This window comes from Bradyrhizobium sp. 172, from assembly GCF_023101065.1.
In the GTDB taxonomy this organism is placed as follows: Bacteria; Pseudomonadota; Alphaproteobacteria; order Rhizobiales; family Xanthobacteraceae; genus Bradyrhizobium; species Bradyrhizobium canariense_D.
In genome coordinates this window covers 5,360,789-5,379,983 of the sequence record NZ_CP064701.1, presented here as the reverse complement: position 1 = coordinate 5,379,983, position 19,195 = coordinate 5,360,789, and the positions used below count along the sequence as shown (strand labels likewise).

General features: G+C 65.5%; 19 protein-coding genes. 4 read left to right on the top strand and 15 right to left on the bottom strand.

Going from position 1 to position 19,195, the window contains the following annotated elements:
- Positions 1-7: 7 nt before the first annotated feature.
- Both IVB07_RS26015 and IVB07_RS26010 read left to right on the top strand, forming a co-directional pair.
- Positions 8-1,714, top strand: coding sequence for a S8 family serine peptidase (locus tag IVB07_RS26015; protein ID WP_026233259.1), 1,707 nt, complete (start codon positions 8-10; stop codon positions 1,712-1,714).
- Between the two features lie 508 nt (positions 1,715-2,222).
- On the top strand, positions 2,223-2,864 hold the full coding sequence (locus IVB07_RS26010; protein WP_018456886.1) for a TIGR03809 family protein: 642 nt from the start codon (positions 2,223-2,225) through the stop codon (positions 2,862-2,864).
- Positions 2,865-2,891: 27 nt separating this feature from the next.
- Here IVB07_RS26010 and IVB07_RS26005 read toward each other — a convergent pair whose 3' ends face one another.
- The 15 genes from IVB07_RS26005 to IVB07_RS25935 all read right to left on the bottom strand — a co-directional run bounded on the left by IVB07_RS26005 (position 2,892) and on the right by IVB07_RS25935 (position 17,154).
- Positions 2,892-4,262: a TIGR03808 family TAT-translocated repetitive protein gene (locus tag IVB07_RS26005; RefSeq protein WP_018456885.1), complete on the bottom strand. Its 1,371-nt coding sequence runs from the start codon at positions 4,260-4,262 to the stop codon at positions 2,892-2,894.
- 103 nt (positions 4,263-4,365) lie between these two features.
- Positions 4,366-5,019, bottom strand: a complete 654-nt coding sequence (locus tag IVB07_RS26000) for a pyroglutamyl-peptidase I (protein ID WP_018456884.1) — start codon at positions 5,017-5,019, stop codon at positions 4,366-4,368.
- Positions 5,016-6,005, bottom strand: coding sequence for a methylmalonyl Co-A mutase-associated GTPase MeaB (gene meaB / locus IVB07_RS25995; RefSeq protein WP_018456883.1), 990 nt, complete (start codon positions 6,003-6,005; stop codon positions 5,016-5,018). Before meaB ends, IVB07_RS26000 begins: the two co-directional genes overlap by 4 nt.
- 51 nt (positions 6,006-6,056) lie before the next feature.
- Positions 6,057-7,571: a tripartite tricarboxylate transporter permease gene (locus IVB07_RS25990; RefSeq protein WP_018456882.1), complete on the bottom strand. Its 1,515-nt coding sequence runs from the start codon at positions 7,569-7,571 to the stop codon at positions 6,057-6,059.
- Between the two features lie 4 nt (positions 7,572-7,575).
- On the bottom strand, positions 7,576-8,070 hold the full coding sequence (locus tag IVB07_RS25985) for a tripartite tricarboxylate transporter TctB family protein (RefSeq protein ID WP_007608177.1): 495 nt from the start codon (positions 8,068-8,070) through the stop codon (positions 7,576-7,578).
- A gap of 174 nt (positions 8,071-8,244) precedes the next feature.
- Positions 8,245-9,237, bottom strand: coding sequence for a tripartite tricarboxylate transporter substrate binding protein (locus IVB07_RS25980; RefSeq protein ID WP_018456881.1), 993 nt, complete (start codon positions 9,235-9,237; stop codon positions 8,245-8,247).
- Positions 9,238-9,603: 366 nt separating this feature from the next.
- Positions 9,604-11,760, bottom strand: a complete 2,157-nt coding sequence (scpA, locus tag IVB07_RS25975) for a methylmalonyl-CoA mutase (protein ID WP_018456879.1) — start codon at positions 11,758-11,760, stop codon at positions 9,604-9,606.
- Complete coding sequence (locus IVB07_RS25970; RefSeq protein WP_018456878.1) at positions 11,757-11,942, bottom strand: hypothetical protein; 186 nt, start codon at positions 11,940-11,942, stop codon at positions 11,757-11,759. Before IVB07_RS25970 ends, scpA begins: the two co-directional genes overlap by 4 nt.
- A 9-nt stretch (positions 11,943-11,951) precedes the next feature.
- The gene (locus IVB07_RS25965; RefSeq protein ID WP_007608185.1) at positions 11,952-12,416 is read right to left on the bottom strand and encodes a GFA family protein; all 465 of its coding nucleotides are present in this window, start codon (positions 12,414-12,416) and stop codon (positions 11,952-11,954) included.
- The gene (locus IVB07_RS25960; RefSeq protein ID WP_018456876.1) at positions 12,413-14,284 is read right to left on the bottom strand and encodes a methylmalonyl-CoA mutase subunit beta; all 1,872 of its coding nucleotides are present in this window, start codon (positions 14,282-14,284) and stop codon (positions 12,413-12,415) included. The genes IVB07_RS25965 and IVB07_RS25960 overlap by 4 nt, the downstream gene beginning before the upstream one ends.
- 81 nt (positions 14,285-14,365) lie before the next feature.
- Positions 14,366-14,857 carry a 2-amino-4-hydroxy-6-hydroxymethyldihydropteridine diphosphokinase gene (folK, locus tag IVB07_RS25955; RefSeq protein WP_018456875.1) on the bottom strand — a complete coding sequence of 164 codons (492 nt, stop codon included), beginning with the start codon at positions 14,855-14,857 and terminating at the stop codon, positions 14,366-14,368.
- Between the two features lies 1 nt (position 14,858).
- A complete protein-coding gene (gene folB / locus IVB07_RS25950; RefSeq protein WP_018456874.1) occupies positions 14,859-15,227 on the bottom strand; it encodes a dihydroneopterin aldolase in 369 nt (122 codons plus the stop codon).
- Positions 15,224-16,084, bottom strand: a complete 861-nt coding sequence (gene folP / locus IVB07_RS25945) for a dihydropteroate synthase (protein WP_026233258.1) — start codon at positions 16,082-16,084, stop codon at positions 15,224-15,226. The genes folB and folP overlap by 4 nt, the downstream gene beginning before the upstream one ends.
- A 270-nt stretch (positions 16,085-16,354) precedes the next feature.
- The gene (locus IVB07_RS25940; RefSeq protein ID WP_018456872.1) at positions 16,355-16,762 is read right to left on the bottom strand and encodes a DUF4332 domain-containing protein; all 408 of its coding nucleotides are present in this window, start codon (positions 16,760-16,762) and stop codon (positions 16,355-16,357) included.
- Between the two features lie 26 nt (positions 16,763-16,788).
- Complete coding sequence (locus IVB07_RS25935) at positions 16,789-17,154, bottom strand: hypothetical protein (RefSeq protein ID WP_018456871.1); 366 nt, start codon at positions 17,152-17,154, stop codon at positions 16,789-16,791.
- A gap of 82 nt (positions 17,155-17,236) precedes the next feature.
- On the opposite strand from IVB07_RS25935, the gene IVB07_RS25930 reads away from it, so the two are divergent.
- Together IVB07_RS25930 and IVB07_RS25925 are read left to right on the top strand one after the other, a co-directional pair.
- Entirely contained in the window at positions 17,237-17,440 is a 204-nt protein-coding gene (locus IVB07_RS25930) for a hypothetical protein (protein WP_247363435.1), read from the top strand.
- Between the two features lie 60 nt (positions 17,441-17,500).
- A complete protein-coding gene (locus IVB07_RS25925) occupies positions 17,501-19,129 on the top strand; it encodes a helicase HerA-like domain-containing protein (RefSeq protein ID WP_247363434.1) in 1,629 nt (542 codons plus the stop codon).
- Positions 19,130-19,195: the final 66 nt, after the last annotated feature.

The window sequence follows — 19,195 nt, the reverse complement described above, 5'->3', positions numbered from 1 at the left end:
CAAGCTGATGACGCGCAAGTCCGAAAGTGGAGTAAGAGCCGGGGTCTGCGCTTCGTCGGTCGCAGCCGCGCTTTTGCTCGCCGCCTGTCTCGGCGTCGAGGTTGCGCAGGCGCAGGCGATCATGCGCACGCCGACGATCAGCGTCCCCTCCCGAATGCCGACCATTTCTCCTGGCATCGCCGCACGCGTCAGTCCGGGCGTTGCAGCCAGAGCGGTGGCCGTCGGCCGCGGTCCCGGTCCGATCGTGACGACGAGGATTTCGGCGCGGATGGGGCCGACGCCGGTGCTGCCTTATGCGCGCTACTCCCCGAACCTCTATCCCGCCTGTACCGCGCCCGATCGCGACGCCGCCGGCGAATGCCTGGCGCAGCAGAACGCAGGCGGCGATGGCTCGGGCAAATCGGGCAAGAAGACCGCCGGAAAGCGGCGCGGCAACAACGCGCCCGTCGCCGCGGATTTGCGTACCTTCGCCGACGAATTCGTCGCCGAGATCGATGGCGGGCTGTCGTCGACCGAGGCCGACGAGCTTGCGCGTCGCCATGGCCTGACGCGCGTGTCCTCCGAGAATTTTCCGCTGATCGGGGCGACGTTCGGACTGTTCCGCATCACCGACGGCCGGCCCTCCGCGACGGTGCGGCGTGAATTCGCGGCCGACGGCAGCGTGCGTTCGGTCCAGCCGAACTTCCGCTACCTGCTTCAGGACCAGAAATCGTCGGTGCCGACCGAGGGAGATCCCGCGCAATATGCGCTGGCCAAGCTCCGCCTGCCGCAGGCACATACTCTCGCGCATGGCGCCAATGTGACGGTTGCTGTGATCGACTCCGGCATCGACGCCCGACATCCGGAACTTGCCAATTCCATTGCCGATAATTTCGATGCGCTCGGTAGCGCCGAAGGCCCGCACATTCATGGCACCGGCATTGCAGGCGCCATCGTGGCGCATGCCAAGCTGATGGGCAGCGCGCCCGAGGCGCGCATCATCGCCATCCGCGCCTTCGGCGGCACCACCGGCGGGGCCGAGAGCTCGTCCTACATCATCCTGCGCTCTCTGAACTATGCCGCCGAGCACGGCGCGCAGATCGTCAACATGAGCTTTGCCGGTCCCAAAGACGCGGTGATCGAGCGGGCCATCGCGGCGACCGCCGCGCGTGGCCTGGTGCTGATCGCAGCCGCCGGCAATGCCGGCGCGAAGTCGCCGCCGCTCTATCCGGCCGCCAATCCCAACGTGATCGCGGTCAGCGCAACCGACCAGCAGGACCGGCTGTTCACCGCCTCCAACCGTGGCAACTACATCGCGGTCGCGGCTCCCGGCGTCGATATCTTCCTGCCAGCGCCTGACGGCAAATACCAGATGACGTCGGGCACCTCGTTCTCGGCCGCGTATGTCTCCGGCGTCGCAGCGCTGCTGCTCGAGCGCAACTCCGCCTTGAAGCCGGAAGCGCTGCGCACGACGCTGGCGAAGACGGCGCGTGACCTCGGTTCACCCGGGCGTGATGATCTGTTCGGCGATGGCGGGGCCGACGCGTTTGCCGCGGTCATGGCCGTTCCCGCCGCCGGCGCGACGCCGGTCGCGGCCGCATCCGGTACAACAAAACGTGAAGATATCGAGAAGCGTCGCGACGAGCCTGGCATCCGCGCATTAGAGCAACCCTCGTTGTCGAGCACCGAGGATAAAGCCACGGTTTCTCAGGCGGATAGGCCGGCGACGCGATAGCGGCTGCGACAACTTTGCGCGCGGCGCGAAGGTTGAAAAATCAAACGCCGCATTGAACGTTCGGCCCGCTGCCACGACCAAATTATGTGGGAGCGGTTATCCCTCCCCATAAGTCATATCAGGCGCGAGCGCCCATCCACCCCAAGCGCCCATATGGCTCGACCCGTCCGGTTGTCCCCCCGGACGGGTCTTTTCTTTTTGGGCGTCCAATCCCTCGAAGCCTGCGCGAGATCAGCTTCCGGTTGAGAGATCGTGGCTCACTCATCGCCACTGCTCCGCCGGCACGCCGCAAGCGCGCTATGCTTGTGCGAAGCTTGACTCCAAAACCGCTTGAATCTCCGCACGACTACGGAGTTTGGCGACGAAAACATCGTCGTTGCTGGACAAGTCAAAACTTTTCCACAAAATATTCACGTCGCGTCTAAATTGATTCGTGTGCGTTGCGTCGCGTCCGTATTTTCTCCTGACGGGCTGATTTATGACACATCGCCAAGAGGCTATTCGCGACGTGGCTATTGGCCGCGACATTGCGGCACGCTGGTGCGCTCTCGCCGAGCAGCGGCTGGTGCATCTCTCCGAGATGTTCGAGACCGGGCGCTGGCGCCGCTATCACTCCGAGATCGCATTTCTCGAAAACATCCAGGAAGCGAAGCTCGCCGTCCAGACCTGGCGCGCCCTTGCCACCGGCGCTGACGTCGCCACGGCGGCCGCGAGCGTGTCGCCCGCATTCGGCTGGTCGCCGGCGACCATGCCCCGCATGTTTCCGCGCGAGCAGCAGGCGCAGACAGTGCAACCGAAGGCCGTGCACATCGTCCCGGAGACCGCCGTGCCGGTCAGGCTCGATCCCAAGCCGGGCGTTCTCGCCGACATCTCCGAAGCCCCGGCCGCGCGGGTCGCCGCGCCTGCCCCGATGGCACCGCTCCAAGTGCCGGCTGCCATGGCGCCGCCCACCGCGCCCGTCGCGATGACGGGGCCCAAGGTGCCGGCCGCGACGGCAGCGCCCAAGGCGCTGGCTGCGATGGCGGCGCTTCTGCCGCAGTTCTCTCCGCCGGCAGCCGAAATTGTCGCAGCCCCCGAGCGCCTGGTTGAGTTCACCTTCAGCCTCGACGGGCTCGAAGCGAAGTATCCACTGCTGCGGAACGCGTTCTAGCGTTCGGGAGGAGGCGAGCAGCGGCAGCTATCGCCGCACCGCATTCCCGCCGACCACCAATTGCGCAAACCGCTGGGCGCCGTCCACCGACAGATCGGACGTCACGGCGCGCGCATGATCGAGCCCGACCACGGCGCCGCGCGGGGTTTCCGAGATCATGTTGTTGTTGACGAGCGCGGTGCCGGCGCCGGGCACGACGGACACCCCGACGCCGGCCAGTGCCTTGCGGACCACGTTGCCCGTGATCGCGACGTCGCGGAGATATTTGCCCCAGCCGGCGACGATGCCGTAGGACGGCGCGTTCTCGATCACGTTGCCGGTGACAGATGAATCCGCCTCGATGTAGATGCCGATGCCGGCATCGTCATCCGGCGCGGTGCCGATCGGCCGCTTCGGGATCAGATTGCGGATGATGTTGCCCTGGACCACGGCGATGCGGCCGCCTTCGTTGAAATTGCAGACGGAGACGCCGACCGCGGCGCCGTCCACAATGTTGTTGGCGATCACCGCGGCCTCGAAAGCGAATTCCGAATAGAGCGCGACCTCGCGCACATCGCTGACGCTGTTGCCGGTGATGTGGATGTTCGAGGCCGAGTTGCCGCGCACGGCGGAGTAATCGCAGTTCTTGATGCGATTGCCGCGCACGATGACGTTGCCGGCGCGGAACGTGTTGATGGCGTTGCCGTACTGGCCGGAGCCGCCGGGGCCGGCCTTGATGTCCTCGATGCGGTTATCGGTGACCAGCGTGCCGTCATCGCCGATGGCCGTGCGCAGGATCTCGATGCCGTTGTCGTTGGTGCCGGTGATGGTGTTGTGGGAGACGCTGAGACCCCTGGCGTCGAACGACACCACTGCCGTCACCGCGATGTTGGTAAAGATGTTGCCCGAGATGTCGCCGGAGACCTGCTCGAGCCAGATGCCGCTGCCGCCGGAGCCGGTGATCGCGCAATCGGTGATGCGGACGTCGCGTCCGCCGAGGATCTGGATCAGCCCGCGCCGCGTCGGCAGCGGAATGCCGCCGCCGTCAAAGGTGATGCCGGAAAGGCCGATTGCATCGGAGCCGTCGCTCTGGATCGCCGAGGCCCCGCCGGTGAAGACGAATTTTGTCGCGCCGCGCACGCCGATCAGTTGCGCGCCGTTTGGCAAGCGTAGCAACCCACTGCGGTAGATGCCGGGTGGCAGCGCTAGCGGCATCTGCGCCCGCGCAGCCTCGTCGATCGCCCGCTGGAGCGCGCGGGTCTGATCCTCGCTGCTGCCGGGCCGCACGCCATATTGCGTGGCATCGCGGCCGAGCAGCGACGTCAGCGGCGCCGCACGCGCGGCGTCGGCTGGTATCGCGAGCGCGCCGGCGAGGCCTGCGGTCGATGCTCCAATGAGATGGCGGCGATTGAGGTCCATGACGCGTCCTCCGGCGGACGCGGGGGTCCGCAGCGGTTAGGTAGCGCAAAAACGGGACCGCGCGGCTGGGGCCGTGAGGATTGTTCGCGGTAGGGTTAAATGTTTACACAGTCGTGTTCCGAGCCTTCCGTGCCAACTGTACCATCTCCATCAGCATCGCTTCCCCGGCGTCCACCAGTTCCTCCAGCGTGATCCGCGGCGCGCCCTTGCGGCGCACGGCGCCACTGCGCGCGAGCAGGGGAATATGGATAAATGCGGCGAGCTTTGGCCCGCCGCCCCTGACGTTTTCGATCGCGCGCCAGCTCAGGTAATTGCAGAGATAGGCGCCGGCGTCGCGCGAGGGCCGCGCGTCGATGCCGGTGAGGCGGGCGGCGCGCAGCAGCCTTGCGGTGTGCGGGCCGAAAATCAGCGCGTCCGCATTACCGGCGATGCCGCGCTTGCTCGAGCGGGTGTTGGCGGCATCGGGCCAGAGCATGGTGACGGCGTTGCGCGCGCGGCTCTCGATGCGCAGATAGGGCGTGCGTGCGGCGAGGCCGAACATCAGCAGCGCGTCGGGCTTCTCTTTCGCGAGCACCTCCGGCAATTGCCGGTCCACCGCGGCATAGGTGACTGGGAAGATGTGGCTGGAGATCGCGGCATCGTCGAGTGCGGGACGGCGCAATTGCACCAGCCGGGCGACCAGCGGCTGGGTCGGATTGTAGGGCGCGCCGGGGAACGGGCCGAAGGCGGTGAGGAGAACGCGGAGCTTGTCGCTCATTGCAGCAACTCCAGGATCTTTTCGGCGGCGAGCGCCGGCGTGAGATGGCCGTCGGCCACCTCGGTCTCGATCTTCCGGACCTTGGTTCGCACCGACGCCTCGCTGCGCAACCGCGCCAGCATGCGTTGCTCCAGCATCGACCACATCCATTTCACCTGCTGCTCGCGCCGCCGTGCGGCGAAGTCGCCGGAGGCATTCATCGCCTTGCGGTGATCGAGGACTTTCTGCCAGATCTTCGCAATGCCGTCGCCAGTCAGCGCCGAATAGGTCTCGACCGGCGGATGCCAGTGCTCGGAGCGTGGCGTCAGGATATGCAGCGCGCCGCGATAATCGGCGGCGGTGATGTTGGCGCGCTTGAGATTGTCGCCGTCGGCCTTGTTGATCGCGATCATGTCGGCGAGTTCGACCAGGCCCTTCTTGATGCCCTGCAATTCGTCGCCGCCGCCTGGCAGCATCAAGGCCAGGAAGAAATCGGTCATGTCGCAGACCGCGGTCTCGGACTGGCCGATGCCGACGGTCTCGACCAGCACGACGTCGAAGCCGGCCGCCTCGCACAGCAGCATCGCCTCGCGTGTCTTGGCCGCGACGCCGCCGAGCGTGCCCGAGGACGGCGAGGGTCGGATGAAGGCATCGTCGGAAGCCGAGAGCCGGGCCATCCGCGTCTTGTCGCCGAGGATCGAGCCGCCGCTGCGGGCTGAGGACGGATCGACTGCGAGCACCGCGATCTTGTGACCCTGTTCGATCAGATGGATGCCGAGCGCGTCGATGGTGGTGGATTTGCCGACGCCGGGCGAGCCGGTGATGCCGACGCGGAGCGCTCTGCCGGTGTCAGGCAAGAGCATCTGCACCAGCTCGCGCGCCAGCGCCTGATGGTCGCTGCGCCGGCTCTCGACCAGCGTGATGGCCCGCGCCAGCGCCGCGCGGCTGCCGGCGCGAAGGTCATGGGCGAGGGATTTGATGTCCAGTGAAGGCTTTTTCTCAACCATGCCCTGCTTTACAACGCCCGCGTGGGGCAGGCGAGGGCCGCCCGCCCGATATCACCGGGATGTCGCCGCCACTCCGGTCCGCACCGGTTTCAGCTTTCGCCACGCCCAGACCATCACCGGCCACAGCAGCGCCCCGATCGCCATGGCGGCGAGGATCGCGGCCACGGGGCGCTCGAAAAACGGCAAAATGCTGCCGTCCGACTTGATCAGCGAAGTGACAAAGGCCTGCTCGACCATGGTGCCCATGACGATGCCGAGCACCATCGCGGCGACGGGATAACCGTTGGCTTCCATGACATAGCCGATCACGCCGAAGGCGGCGACGGTGACGACGCCGAACATGTTGTTGCCGATAGCGAACGAGCCGACTGCGCAGCACAGCATGATGATGGGCATGATGGCGGAGCGCGGTGCCAGCAGGATGTAGGCGGCAACCCGGATCATGGCGATTCCGAGCGGGATCATCAAAATGTTCGCGATGATGAACATCAGATAGATCGCGTACATGCTCGACGCTTTCTCGGTGAACAGCGTCGGTCCGGGGTTGAGCCCCTTCATGTAGAGCACGCCGATCGCGATCGCAGCGATGGTGTCGCCGGGAATGCCGAACAGTAATGATGGCACCCAGCCCGAGGCGATGCTGGCATTGTTGCTGGCGCCGGCCTCGACCAGGCCCTCGACATGGCCGGTACCGAATTTCTCCGGTTCCTTGGAGAAGCGCTTCGACATCGCATAGGACACCCAGGCGGCCATGTCGGCGCCGGCTCCGGGCAGCACGCCGATGATGATGCCGACGATGTTCCCGCGCGTCATCTGCCAATGGTATTTCTTGGTCAGCTTCCACTGACCGGCCATGATGCTTCCGAATTTGCGCCGCGGCAGCGGCGGCGGCTCGGGCGTCAGCATCGCGCGCATCACCTGGGCGACCGCGAACACGCCGACCAGCGCGGGGATCGGCTCGATGCCGCCGAACAGATCGGTGAGGCCGAAGGTGAAGCGCGGCACGCCGCCGGGATTTTCGATGCCGACGCAGGAGACCAGCAGACCGAGGAACATGCCGGCGATCGCCTTCACCGGCGAGGAGCGCGCCACCAGCGTCGCGCACATCAGGCCGAGCAGCGCCAGCCAGAAATACTCGAAGGTCGAGAACGAGAGCGCGATCTCGGCTAGCGGCGGCGCCAGAATCATCAGCGACAGCACGCCGGCGATGCCGCCCACGGCCGAGAACCACACGCCGGCCCCGAGCGCCAACTCGGCCTGTCCCTTCCGGGTCATGGCGTAAGCCTCGTCGGCATAGGCGGCGGAGGCGGGCGTGCCGGGGATGCGCAGCAGCGCACCGGGGATGTCGCCGGAGAAGATCGCCATCGAGGAGGCCGCCACGATGGTCGCAATCGCCGCGATCGGCGAGAGATAGAAGGTGACGGGGACGAGCAGGGCGGTTGCCATCGTCGCCGACAGGCCCGGCAGCGAGCCGATCACGAGCCCGTACACCGAGGCTGCGAACATCGCGATGATGACCTCCCAGGTGGAGATCAGTGCGAACGCTTCAATCAGGGTTTTCAGCATGGGGTCACCAGGGTGTCGGCAACAGGCCGGCGGGAAGCGGCACGCGCAGCAGCTTGCCGAAGATGAGGTGGATGGCGAACGGCGCCAGCGCTGCGAGCGGCAGCGCCAGCTTCCACTTTGCCCCCAACGCGGTCGAGGTGACGTAGACCATGATCGCCGCGGTGATGATGAAGCCGAGCCGGTCGGCCGCGACCACGTAGAACAGCAACAGCGCCGGCGGCAGCAGCGCGCGCAGGCCGTACAACTTTCCCTGAGGCGGCGGGGCAGCCGCTGCCTGGCCATCCTCGAGCGGGATCAGCTCTTCCGCCTCTTCGAAGGTGTGACCGATCCCGAACACGATCGCGAGCCCGCACAGCGCAAGCCCAATGCCGATCACGAGCGGAAATACGTTGGGGCCGACCGGCTGCCCGGGTACCGGCGGCAGCAGCCAGCCGCCATAGGCGGCTGCGGTGCCGAGCACGACGAGAAACGATCCCGTGACGGAGTCGGGAAGGCGCATGGGAGGATCCTATGAGATTTCTTATCCCTCACCCCGTTCTTACGGAGAGAGGGTGGAGTCCGGGGCTGCGTCCGCGCTGGCGGTGAAAGCTGGACTTGGAGAGACTCCCCCTCACCCGAATTTGGGCTGCGCTCAAATTCGACCTCTCCCCGCAAGCGGGGAGAGGTGACAAGATCACGCCTTGCTCAGACCCGCCGCCTTCATCGCTTCGCCCATCTGGGCGTCGCCCTTGTCCATGAAGCTTGCGAACTGGCCGGCATCGCCCCACACGGTGCCGAAGCCGCGATTGCTCATGAAGTCCTTGAACTCGGCGGAGTCGTAGACCTTCTGCAGCGCCGCGGTGAGCTTCGTTGCGATCTCCGGCGGCAGGTTCTTCGGCCCGGCGATGCCGCGCCAGGCGCCGGTCGCGTAGTCGATGCCCATCGCCTCCTTCAGCGTCGGCACGTCCTTGAAGATGGGATTGCGCGCCGGCGCCATGATAGCAAGGCTCCTGGCCTTGCCGGCCTCGATGATGGCGCGGGCTTCCGGCACCGAGCAGGTGGTGAGGTCGAGGCCGCCGGCGGCGAGGTCCTGCATCGCGGGTGCGGCGCCGTTGGACGGCACCCAGGCGACCTGGTTGGCAGGCAGGCCCATCGCCTGCATCCAGCCGACCAGCGCCAGATGCCAGATGCCGCCCTGGCCGGTGCCGGAGGCCTTGAACTTGCCGGGAGGGGCCGCCTTGATGGCTTCCGCGAGCTCCTTCACCGTCTTGTAGGGCGAGGAGGAGGAGACCTGGATGCCCGGGGGGTCTTCGTTCATCAGCGCCAGCGGGGTGTAGCTCTTCGGCGCCAGCTCGGTCAGCCCTTGCCAGTGCATCATCGAGATTTCGACGGTGAGCATGCCGATGGTGTAGCCATCAGGTTGCGCGGTCGCGATCGCGGTATGGCCGACGACGCCGGAGCCGCCGGTGCGATTGACCACGTTGAAGGGCTGGCCGAGATCCTTCTCCAGAAGCGCTGCGACAATGCGCGCGGTCGCGTCAGTGCCGCCGCCCGCGCCCCAGGGAACGATCACGGTGACGGGCCGCGCTGGATAGGCTTGCGCGCGTACGGGTGTGAGACCGAATGCGGCGGATGCCGCGACTGCGGCAGATGAAGCCGCAAAGCTGCGGCGCGTAATCTTGGACATCAATGCCTCCCAGCGGCGCCCACGACGTCGGGCGCTCTTGTCTATGGCGACATTCTAGTCGGCTTTGCAGCGCGGCTGCAAGGTAGCGCTACCAGCGCTCTGCGGGCAACGCGGCCCTCATGCGTGGAATAGTGGAAGGCGAGGCCGGGAGTCTTGCCCGCCTCGGTTGAGGACGCAAACGTCACCGCGCCCATCTGAGCAGGCTCCGCTTCAATTCCGCGAACCAGTCGTCGCAGTCGCGCTCGCATCGCGCTTCATCTTTGCGACCATGAGCGATGCAGTCACCCCCTTCACCATTGCGGTCATGGCGGCGTCGTTGTCGGCGGTCTCGGTGAAGAATGGGCGGATTGCCGAGCGGCGGCCGAATTACTCTGCCGCCTCGCTATGCCCGAGCCGGGCGTTCAGCTTGCGGATCAGCTCCTCGGCCGCGTCCGCGATCACCGTGCCCGGCGGGAAGATGGCTTCCGCGCCGGCCGCGTAGAGCGCATCGTAATCCTGTGGCGGCACCACGCCGCCGACGATGATCATGATGTCGTCGCGGCCCTGCTTCTTCAGCGCGGCCTTGAGCTCCGGCACTGCGGTGAGGTGGGCGGCGGCAAGCGAGGAGACGCCGAGGATGTGGACGTCGTTCTCGACCGCTTGGCGCGCGGCTTCGTCGGCGGTCGCGAACAGCGGCCCAATGTCGACGTCGAAGCCGATATCGGCGAAGGCCGACGCGATCACCTTCTGGCCGCGGTCGTGACCGTCCTGACCGATTTTTGCGACCAGGATGCGCGGACGGCGGCCTTCCGCCTCCTCGAAGGCGTCGATCAGCGCCTGAACCTTCTCGACCCGGTTACCCATGCTGGACGCCTCCCGCTTGTAGACGCCGGTGATGGATTTGATCTCGGCGCGGTGCCGGCCGAACACCTTCTCCATCGCGTCCGAGATCTCGCCGACGGTTGCCTTCGCGCGCGCAGCGTCGATGGCCAGCGCCAACAGATTGCCGTTGCCTTCGCCCGCCGAGCGCGTCAGCGCGGCGAGCGCGGCCTCGACGTCCTTTTGGTTGCGTTCGGACTTCAGCCGCGTCAGCTTGTCGATCTGGAGCCGGCGGACATTGGTATTGTCGACCTTGAGGATATCGATCGGAGCTTCGTCCGTCGGCTTGTATTTGTTGACGCCGATCACCGCCTGCTTGCCGGCGTCGATGCGGGCCTGGGTCTTGGCCGAGGCTTCCTCGATGCGCAGCTTCGGTACGCCGGCCTCGATCGCCTTGGCCATACCCCCGAGCTCCTCGACCTCCTGGATGTGGCCCCAGGCCTTGGCGGCGAGGTCGCGGGTGAGACGCTCGACATAATACGAGCCGCCCCAGGGATCGATGATGCGGGTGGTGCCGCTCTCGTGCTGCAGGAAGAGCTGGGTGTTGCGGGCAATGCGCGCCGAAAAGTCGGTCGGCAAAGCGAGCGCCTCGTCGAGCGCATTGGTGTGCAGCGACTGGGTGTGGCCTTGCGTCGCCGCCATCGCTTCCACAGTCGTGCGCATCACGTTGTTGAAGACGTCCTGCGCGGTCAGCGACCAGCCGGATGTCTGGCAATGCGTGCGCAGTGACAGCGAGCGCGGATCCTTCGGATTGAAAGGCTTCAGCAGCTTCGCCCAGAGCAGCCGCGCGGCGCGCATCTTGGCCACTTCCATGAAGAAGTTCATCCCGGTCGCCCAGAAGAACGACAGCCGCGGCGCGAAGCGGTCGACATCGAGGCCCGCCGCAAGGCCGGCACGAAGGTATTCGACGCCGTCGGCCAGCGTATAGGCGAGCTCGAGGTCCTGCGTCGCGCCGGCCTCTTGCATGTGATAGCCGGAGATCGAGATCGAATTGTATTTCGGCATTTTTTGCGAGGTATACGCAAAAATGTCCGAGATGATCCGCATCGAAGGCGCGGGCGGATAGATGTAGGTGTTGCGCACCATGAACTCTTTCAGAATGTCGTTCTGAATGGTCCCTGAGAGCTTCTCCGGCGGCACGCCCTGTTCCTCGGCGGCCGCAACGTAGAGCGCGAGGATCGGCAGCACCGCGCCGTTCATGGTCATGGACACGCTCATCTGGTCGAGCGGAATGCCCGCAAACAGCGTGCGCATGTCGTAGATGGAATCGATGGCAACGCCGGCCATGCCGACGTCGCCGCCGACGCGCGGATGGTCGCTGTCATAGCCGCGATGGGTGGCGAGATCGAACGCGACCGAGAGGCCCTTCTGTCCGGCCGCGAGATTGCGGCGGTAGAACGCGTTGGAATCCTCCGCGGTGGAGAAGCCGGCATATTGCCTGACGGTCCAAGGCTGGTTGACATACATGGTCGGGTAGGGGCCGCGCAGATAAGGCGCGATGCCCGGATAGGTATCGAGGAAGTCGAGCCCGGCCAGATCGGCCTCGCTATAAGCGGGCTTCACCAGAATGCCCTCGGGCGTCAGCCACGGCTCGGCGCTGCCGGTCGGGGCGCCGGCGGCGGCGCGCTCGAAGGCGACGTCGGCGAAATTGGGAATGCGGGTCATTCCTTGGGATCCTCAAACCTGCGATTGCGCTCAATCAGCTTTTGCACATTTTTCTTGTAGACGGGATCGTCCAAGCGGCTCTGAGTAATTTGGCCGGTCCCAACCCAGAGCAGCCGCGCGAACAGCTTCCCAATCTTCCATTCTGCCAGACCGAGCAACGTTTGTCCGAGCAGCTGAAACATGGCGGCGCCTCAATCATGGTCCGGATGCTGATGGCTGACGATGGTCGCCATCTTCTCCGGTCCGTAATTCTGCTGCGTGGTCTGGCTTGGAAGATTGGCGATCCCGACCACCCAGCCGAGACGGGACTCGGTGCCGAACTGCCGCGTCGGCACCACGTGGTCCGGGCGGTCGAACGCGCCGGTCATGATCTCGATCCGATCGCCGTCGATGCGGCCAAAGCTCAGCGGCGTGCCGCAGGCGGCGCAAAAGCCGCGCTCGGCGATGGAGGAGGAGCGGAAGAACGACGGCTTTCCCTTGGTCCAGGCGAAGTCCGTCTTGTTGATGTCGGCAAAAGAGGCGAACGGCGCGCCGCTGGCCTTCTGGCACATCCGGCAGTGGCAGATCGAAACCCTGTTCGGCGCCGTCATGACTCCAAAGCGCACTGCCCCGCATTGGCAGCCGCCGGTGAGAACGGGTTTGCCTGCTTCCGTCATGGCTGCTCCATCCGTCGATACGTGTCTTGCAGCGTCGCAAGCGCATCGGCACCGGCAAAGACGAAGCCGGTGACGCCGGCTGCACGCAGCGCCGCCTCGACATCGGTCGGGCGGCCTGCCAGATAGATAAGTCGGGCCCCGGCGGTTTGCAGGGCCTGCGCCGCGGCTTGGGCGTGTTCCGCATAAACCTTGTCGCTGGAACAAAGACAGGCGAGCCCGGCGCCGGAGGCCTTGAAGGCCGCAGCTAGCTGGGCCGGATCAGCGAAGCCCTCGCTGTCGACAGCCTGGATGCCGCCGGTCTCGAACAGGCTTTTGGCAAAGGTCGCGCGCGCCGTGAAATCAGCGGGCGTGCCGAGATTGGCCAAGAAGACTTTCGGCCGCGCGCCGTGTGCCTTCAAGGCCGCATCGGATTTGTCGCGCAGCGCCTCGAACGGTTCCGCAAGCCGGATCGGCGGCAGCGGGTCGAACTTGTATTTTTGCTCGCCATAGGGCGCCAGCGCGATCGGCGTCGCCTTCAGCACCGCAGTCTCGTTCTCGTGCAGGTTCGGAAACTCACTGGCGCCGGTCAGCACGTCGCGGCGTTTTGCGATGTTGGCGTCGCGGGCTTTTCGCGCAGCCGCGACCTTGCTCTGGAACAGGCCCTGCTGAAGCGCAGCGAAGGCGCCGCCGGCTCTCTCGCTCTCCTGGAAGAGCGCCCAAGCCGCGTCGCAGAGCTGGCCGGTCAGCGTCTCGATGCCGCCTGCGCCTGCCGCGGGATCGCTGACCTTGGCGAGGTTGCTCTCTTCCAGCAGCACGAGCTGAGTATTGCGCGCCACGCGCCGTGCGAATGGATCGGGCAGGCCGAGCGCCAGCGTATGCGGCAGCACGGTGACCGCGTTGGCGCCGGCAAGTCCGGCCGCAAACGTCGCCATGGTCGCGCGCAGCATGTTCACATAGGGATCGCGCTGCGTCAGGATGCGCCAAGCGGTATCGGCGGCGATGTACAGCGGTTTTGGCGTGAGCCCGCACGCCGTCTCGATACGCGCCCACAGCAGCCGCAATGCGCGGAATTTTGCCATGGTGAGGAACTGGTCTGCATCCGCGGCAAGCCGCGCATAGACCATGCCCTGCGCCTGCTCCAGAGGAACGCCCGCGCCCTCGATCGCGCGGAAATAAGCGACGCCGCAGGCGAGCGCGAAGGCGAGCTCCTGCGCCTCCGAGCCACCGGCATCGTGGATCACGCGTCCGTCGGCCGATGTAAACGGCCCCTTGAAGCCGAGCGCGGAGAGGCCCTTGACGCCGCCGGTGATGGCCGGAACGATCTCATCCCAGGTATAGGGGCTGTGGCCCCACACCGCGCAGGCCGCGAGCGGATCGAGCCCGAAGCGGATGTCGCAGGCCCCGGGATCGATGCCCTTGCTCTTCACATATTCCGCGACGTGGATCGCCGCCATCCGCGATTGCGGACCGATCTCGAGCTCGAGGCCGATGCCGGCATCGAGATGGACGTCCTTCAAGATCCTTGCGACTGCGTCGGCGGTCGGTTCCAGCCCGAAACCGTGAGCGGCATTGCCGCCGGCGAACACCAGCGCCAGACCCGTCGCGCCATTTTCGAGATCGGTCAGTGCCTGCGCATTCGCCGCACTTGCATCGGGATGGTCGATCCGCTGCATGATCCGCCAGGGCGCCGCCGCCGGCCGGCCCACCACGGGCGCAACACCTTTGGCGCGCGGATAGAGCGGATCGATCTTGAGTCCGTCATAGGTCTTGGCGACCAGCTTCTCGAACGGCGCGCCCTTTAGCACGCCATCGACCAGCTTGCGCCAGTCGTCGACGGTCGCCTTGGGAAAATCCGCCGCCAGCGGCAGGTCGTCAGTCGCGGAGGTCATGCGGCGAAGGGCTCCCGAAAATCTTGTTGTTCGCAGGCGAAATTGCCACGGCCGGCCGTCCCTGCAAACGGTTGTTTTTGGTTAACCGGTATCCGGAAGCCGCTCAATGCCTTGTGTCGAGACGCTGGCGAGACCGTCATGGACACGAATGCCTGCGATCACGCGGTCGGGCGCGATCTCGGCCAGCGGCACCAGCACAAAGGCGCGCTCGAATAGGCGCGGATGCGGCAGGGTCAGGTCAGGCTTCTGCATCGACACATCGTCATAGGCGATCATGTCGAGATCGAGCGTGCGCGGGCCCCAGCGCCGCTCTTTATCGCGCGTGCGGCCGAATTTCTGCTCGACCTTCTGCATCACGAACAGGAGCGCATGCGGATCAAGGCTGGTCTCGATCTCGATGCAGGCGTTGATGAAGGGAGCCTGGTCCTCGTCGCCCCAGGGCGGCGTCGCATAGTCCGACGAGCGCGCGATCAAAGCGGCCTGCGCCATGCCGCAGATATGGGCGATTGCCTTCTGGAAGGTCGCGCGGACATCGCCGACATTGCCGCCGAGCGCAATCAGGACGCTCGCCATGTCAGGGGTGCCGCGAGCGCGTCAGCATGACGCCGACGTCGTCGAAGATCGCGGCGATCGGCGCATGCGGCTTGTGCACGGTGATCTTGACCGCACGGATGCGCGGAAAGTGCGACAGGATGGCGTCGGCCACCGCGCCGGCCGCGCGCTCCAGTAGCTTGTAATTGGTGTTCTTGAAGGCCGCGGTGGTGGTCGCCACGACGTCGGCGTAGGACACGGTGTCGGCGAGCCGGTCGCTGCGGGAAGGCTCCGACAGGTCGGTATAGAGCTCGAGGTCGATGACAAAGCGTTGGCCGACCTCGGTCTCGTGCTCCATCACGCCGTGGCGGGCATGGATCGACAGGCCGGTTACGAAGATCGTATCGGTCATGGCTTGCTCTCGATTGCGTGCGCCACTCGCAGGGCCTGCAAGGTCTCGGCGACGTCGTGGGTGCGGATGATTTTCGCGCCGCGTTGTGCGGCGAGCAGATGTGCGGCGATCGAGCCGGCGAGCCGCTCGGTCGGCTCCGACGGCGACACCGAGGCGATGAAGCGTTTTCGCGAGGCACCAACGAGGATCGGCAGGCCGAACATGTCGAGCTCGCGAAGTCGTGCCAGTGCAATCATGCTCTGTTCTGCCGTCTTGCCGAAGCCGATGCCGGGATCGAGCACGATCTTGTCGCGGGCGATGCCGGCTTGTGCCGCGATATCCAGCGAGCGCTGGAAGAACGCCTTCATGTCCGCAATGATGTCGATGGCGGGATCGACCCTGTCGCGGTTATGCATGACGATGACAGGGACGCTCCTCGCGGCCACCAGCGGCGCCATGCCGGCGTCGCGTTGCAGGCCCCAGACGTCGTTGGCGATCGCAGCGCCCTGATCGAGCGCAAAGGCCACCACCTCGGCCTTCATGCTGTCGATCGAGACCGGCACGCCGAGCGCCACGATGTCCGATAGCACCGGCTTGAGCCGGGCCAGTTCGTCTGCCGCGGTGACCGGCCGGGCGCCCTTGTAGGGCCGGGTGGACTCGGCACCGATATCGATGATGTCGACCCCCACCTCGATCATCGCCCGCGCCCGCGCGAGTGCCTGCTCGGGCGCGATGAATTCGCCGCCGTCGGAGAATGAATCCGGGGTGACGTTGAGCACGCCCATCACCGCCGGGATCGGCCGCTCCAGTAACGTCCGCAGCACGTCAAGCCCGACTGAACCGGCCGCCGGGACGGATGGGGAGGGCGAGGCATTCATGCGGCCCGCTTTAGCGGTCGGGGAGGGGGAGTCAAGACGGGAAGGCGTGGGTTGCCAGCGTTTGGACAGGGCGTCGCACACCCTCGCTGTCATTGCCCGCGAAAGCGGGCAATCCAGTATCCAGAGACAGTGCCGCGATACGGAGGAGCCGCGGCGTACTGGATACCCCGCTTTCGCGGGGTATGACGGCAGAGTTGGGATGCATTGTTGCTCATCGGGCAAAACAATGCCGAGAGAGTAGCGCCCACCCGTATGCGGAGAGCAGCAGTCCTAATACGAAATCTTCGGCGGCAGCTTCTTCGCCTTGGCGATGATGTCGCCGACCGACTTCTCCGAGGGCAGGATGCGGAGCAGCTTTTTCTTCTCGTTGGCGTCCCGCATGCTCTGGGCGAGCCTTGCCGGGTTACGGTAGGCGAGCTCGCGCACGGTGGTGACGCCGGCGGCGCGGACCAGACCGACCTTGGCCCTGCCCATGCCGGGGATGCGCATGTAGTCGGAGACGTTGGCCCATTCCAGCAGCAACTGCTCGCTGATGCCGGTCTTCACGGAGAGCGCCTTGCGGCCCTTCACGGTCGAAGCCGCCTCAAGCAGCGCGTCGGTGGTGCGGATACCCTGCGCCTTCAACTTGTTGGCGGCAAAGGCCGACAGGCCCTCAATCTCGGAGATCGGATATGTCATGATACTCGATGTGAAATGCGCAGGCGTCAGGCGAACTGGCTGAGGCCCGGGGTCCCCGCGATGATCTTGCCCATCTGATCCGCTCCGATTTTGTCTCGGCCGAAGCGAAAAAGTTCACGGGCGATGTTCTGAATCTCGGACATGCCAAGTCCCAGGCCCATCAGGCGCGTGCCGACCGCCATCAGGCCGCCGCCCATCAGCCGCGACAGTCCTCCGCCGGTGCCGGATGCCTCGATTGCCGCTTCTGCACCTGGAATCTGGTCGATCAGGACCTGGACGCTGTCGGAAGGACCCTCGTTGCGGAGGAAGCCCAAGATAATGCCGACGGTCTTTTCGGCGACAGCACTATCTATGCTGGCGTTTGTCGCCAGCCGCCCGATTAGCTCGTCCATATGGCCGCCCCTCAGCCGGTTCACATGCCGGAGTATTGCTTTCGAAAATGATCTTGAGCCGGTGTGGTGTGAAATACAAGCGATGAACGCCATCAACGTTCCGATTCATTCTCGAACGCGCGAGAAGTGTTGCAGTGATGCAAGAGCGGAGATGAAATCGGCAAAAAAATGCCGCGATGCGAATGCGTCCTTCCTACTTTCGGCGGATGTCCACCTGCATATTTCCGACGATGTCGCATGCCCGGAGCGCGTCGAATGGTTTCAATCAGCGCGCGACATGCGTTAAACTACGGAACTGTGCATTCGAGTTTCGATATGCGAAACAGGGCAGAGAGATCAGGGAATAATGACCGCACAGGACAGCAAGCTCGGTGATACCGACGACAAAATCTTCGTCGGTAAAGGAAACGAGCAGGCTTGGCTGACGCTGGCGTTCGCCAATCGCCACGGCCTCGTCACAGGTGCAACCGGAACCGGCAAGACGGTCTCGCTGCAGGTTATGGCGGAAGGATTTGCGCGCGCCGGTGTTCCGGTCTTCGCGGCCGACATCAAGGGCGACCTCTCGGGCATCTCCGAGGTCGGCGTGCCCGCGGATTTCATCGTCAAGCGCGCCACCGAGATGGGACTGACGTTCGAGCCCGACCAGTTCTCGACGGTGTTCTGGGACGTGTTCGGCGAGCAGGGCCACCCGGTCCGTGCGACCGTCACAGAAATGGGCCCGCTGCTGCTCGCACGTATGCTGGACCTGAACGACGTGCAGGAAGGCGTGCTCAACGTCGCCTTTCGCGTCGCCGACGACAACGGGCTGACCCTGATCGACATGAAGGATCTGCGCGCGCTGCTCGATGCCATCGTGCCCGATGCGGGCAAGAAGGGGACGGATGCCGAGGACAGTCCGCTTGCCGAGATCAAGAAGGCGGCGCAGGGTTTTGGTAATGTCACCAAGGCCACGGTCGGCACCATCCAGCGCCAGCTTCTGGTGCTCGAGAACCAGGGCGCCACCAAATTCTTCGGCGAGCCGGCGCTGACGCTGAAGGACTTCATGAAGACCGACCGCGACGACCGCGGCATGGTCAACATCCTCGTCGCCGACAAACTGCTGCAGAGCCCACGGCTTTACGCGACATTCCTGCTGTGGATGCTGTCGGAATTGTTCGAGGAGCTGCCCGAGGCCGGTGACCTGCCCAAGCCGAAGCTGGTCTTCTTCTTCGACGAGGCGCATCTGTTGTTCAACGACGCGCCCAAGGCGCTGATGGACAAGATCGAGCAGGTGGTGCGCCTGATCCGCTCCAAAGGCGTCGGCGTTTATTTCGTGACTCAAAACCCGGTCGACGTGCCCGACCGCGTGCTCGGACAATTGGGCAACCGGGTGCAGCACGCGCTGCGCGCCTTCACCCCGCGCGACCAGAAGGCGGTCGCCGCTGCGGCCCAGACCTTCCGCCCCAACCCGAAGCTCGACACCGCCAAGGTGATCATGGAGCTCGGCAAGGGCGAGGCGCTGGTGTCCTTTCTCGAAGGCAACGGCACGCCGGCGATGGTCGAGCGGGTGATGATCCGGCCGCCATCGGCCCGGATCGGACCGATCACGCCGGAAGAGCGCAAGGCGATCATGGATGCAAGCCCGGTGAAGGGCAAATACGACACCGCCGTTGATGCAGAGTCCGCCTACGAGATCATCCAGAAGCGCATTGCCGGCACGGCGGCGACTGCCGATCCCGGCGCGGCCGGCGGCATTGGAGGCGGTGGCATCCTCGGCCAGATCGGCTCGATGGTCGGCACCATCTTCGGCACGAACGTCAAGCGCGGCCGCCTCTCGACGGGCCAGGTCATCGCCCGCGACGTGACCCGATCGGTCACCAATCAGGTAATCGGGGGGATGGCGGCCAATATCGGCAAGTCCGTCGCCGGCCAGCTTGGTGGCTCGATCGGCCGCACGCTGGTCCGCGGCGCGCTCGGCGGCTTGCTGCGCAGGTAGGCAGAAAGCCTCGTTTGAGGCAACTCCTCCGCAAACCCGCCGCTTGTGCGCGGCGGGTACAAATTC

Coding starts and splice junctions, on each gene's coding strand:
- IVB07_RS26015 (WP_026233259.1), top strand. CDS start 8: ATGACGCGCAAGTCCGAAAGTGGAGTAAGAGCCGGGGTCTGCGCTTCG.
- IVB07_RS26005 (WP_018456885.1), bottom strand. CDS start 4,262: ATGGACCTCAATCGCCGCCATCTCATTGGAGCATCGACCGCAGGCCTC.
- IVB07_RS26000 (WP_018456884.1), bottom strand. CDS start 5,019: ATGAGCGACAAGCTCCGCGTTCTCCTCACCGCCTTCGGCCCGTTCCCC.
- meaB (WP_018456883.1), bottom strand. CDS start 6,005: ATGGTTGAGAAAAAGCCTTCACTGGACATCAAATCCCTCGCCCATGAC.
- IVB07_RS25990 (WP_018456882.1), bottom strand. CDS start 7,571: ATGCTGAAAACCCTGATTGAAGCGTTCGCACTGATCTCCACCTGGGAG.
- IVB07_RS25985 (WP_007608177.1), bottom strand. CDS start 8,070: ATGCGCCTTCCCGACTCCGTCACGGGATCGTTTCTCGTCGTGCTCGGC.
- IVB07_RS25980 (WP_018456881.1), bottom strand. CDS start 9,237: ATGTCCAAGATTACGCGCCGCAGCTTTGCGGCTTCATCTGCCGCAGTC.
- scpA (WP_018456879.1), bottom strand. CDS start 11,760: ATGACCCGCATTCCCAATTTCGCCGACGTCGCCTTCGAGCGCGCCGCC.
- IVB07_RS25970 (WP_018456878.1), bottom strand. CDS start 11,942: ATGTTTCAGCTGCTCGGACAAACGTTGCTCGGTCTGGCAGAATGGAAG.
- IVB07_RS25965 (WP_007608185.1), bottom strand. CDS start 12,416: ATGACGGAAGCAGGCAAACCCGTTCTCACCGGCGGCTGCCAATGCGGG.
- IVB07_RS25960 (WP_018456876.1), bottom strand. CDS start 14,284: ATGACCTCCGCGACTGACGACCTGCCGCTGGCGGCGGATTTTCCCAAG.
- folK (WP_018456875.1), bottom strand. CDS start 14,857: ATGGCGAGCGTCCTGATTGCGCTCGGCGGCAATGTCGGCGATGTCCGC.
- folB (WP_018456874.1), bottom strand. CDS start 15,227: ATGACCGATACGATCTTCGTAACCGGCCTGTCGATCCATGCCCGCCAC.
- folP (WP_026233258.1), bottom strand. CDS start 16,084: ATGAATGCCTCGCCCTCCCCATCCGTCCCGGCGGCCGGTTCAGTCGGG.
- IVB07_RS25940 (WP_018456872.1), bottom strand. CDS start 16,762: ATGACATATCCGATCTCCGAGATTGAGGGCCTGTCGGCCTTTGCCGCC.
- IVB07_RS25935 (WP_018456871.1), bottom strand. CDS start 17,154: ATGGACGAGCTAATCGGGCGGCTGGCGACAAACGCCAGCATAGATAGT.
- IVB07_RS25930 (WP_247363435.1), top strand. CDS start 17,237: ATGAACGCCATCAACGTTCCGATTCATTCTCGAACGCGCGAGAAGTGT.
- IVB07_RS25925 (WP_247363434.1), top strand. CDS start 17,501: ATGACCGCACAGGACAGCAAGCTCGGTGATACCGACGACAAAATCTTC.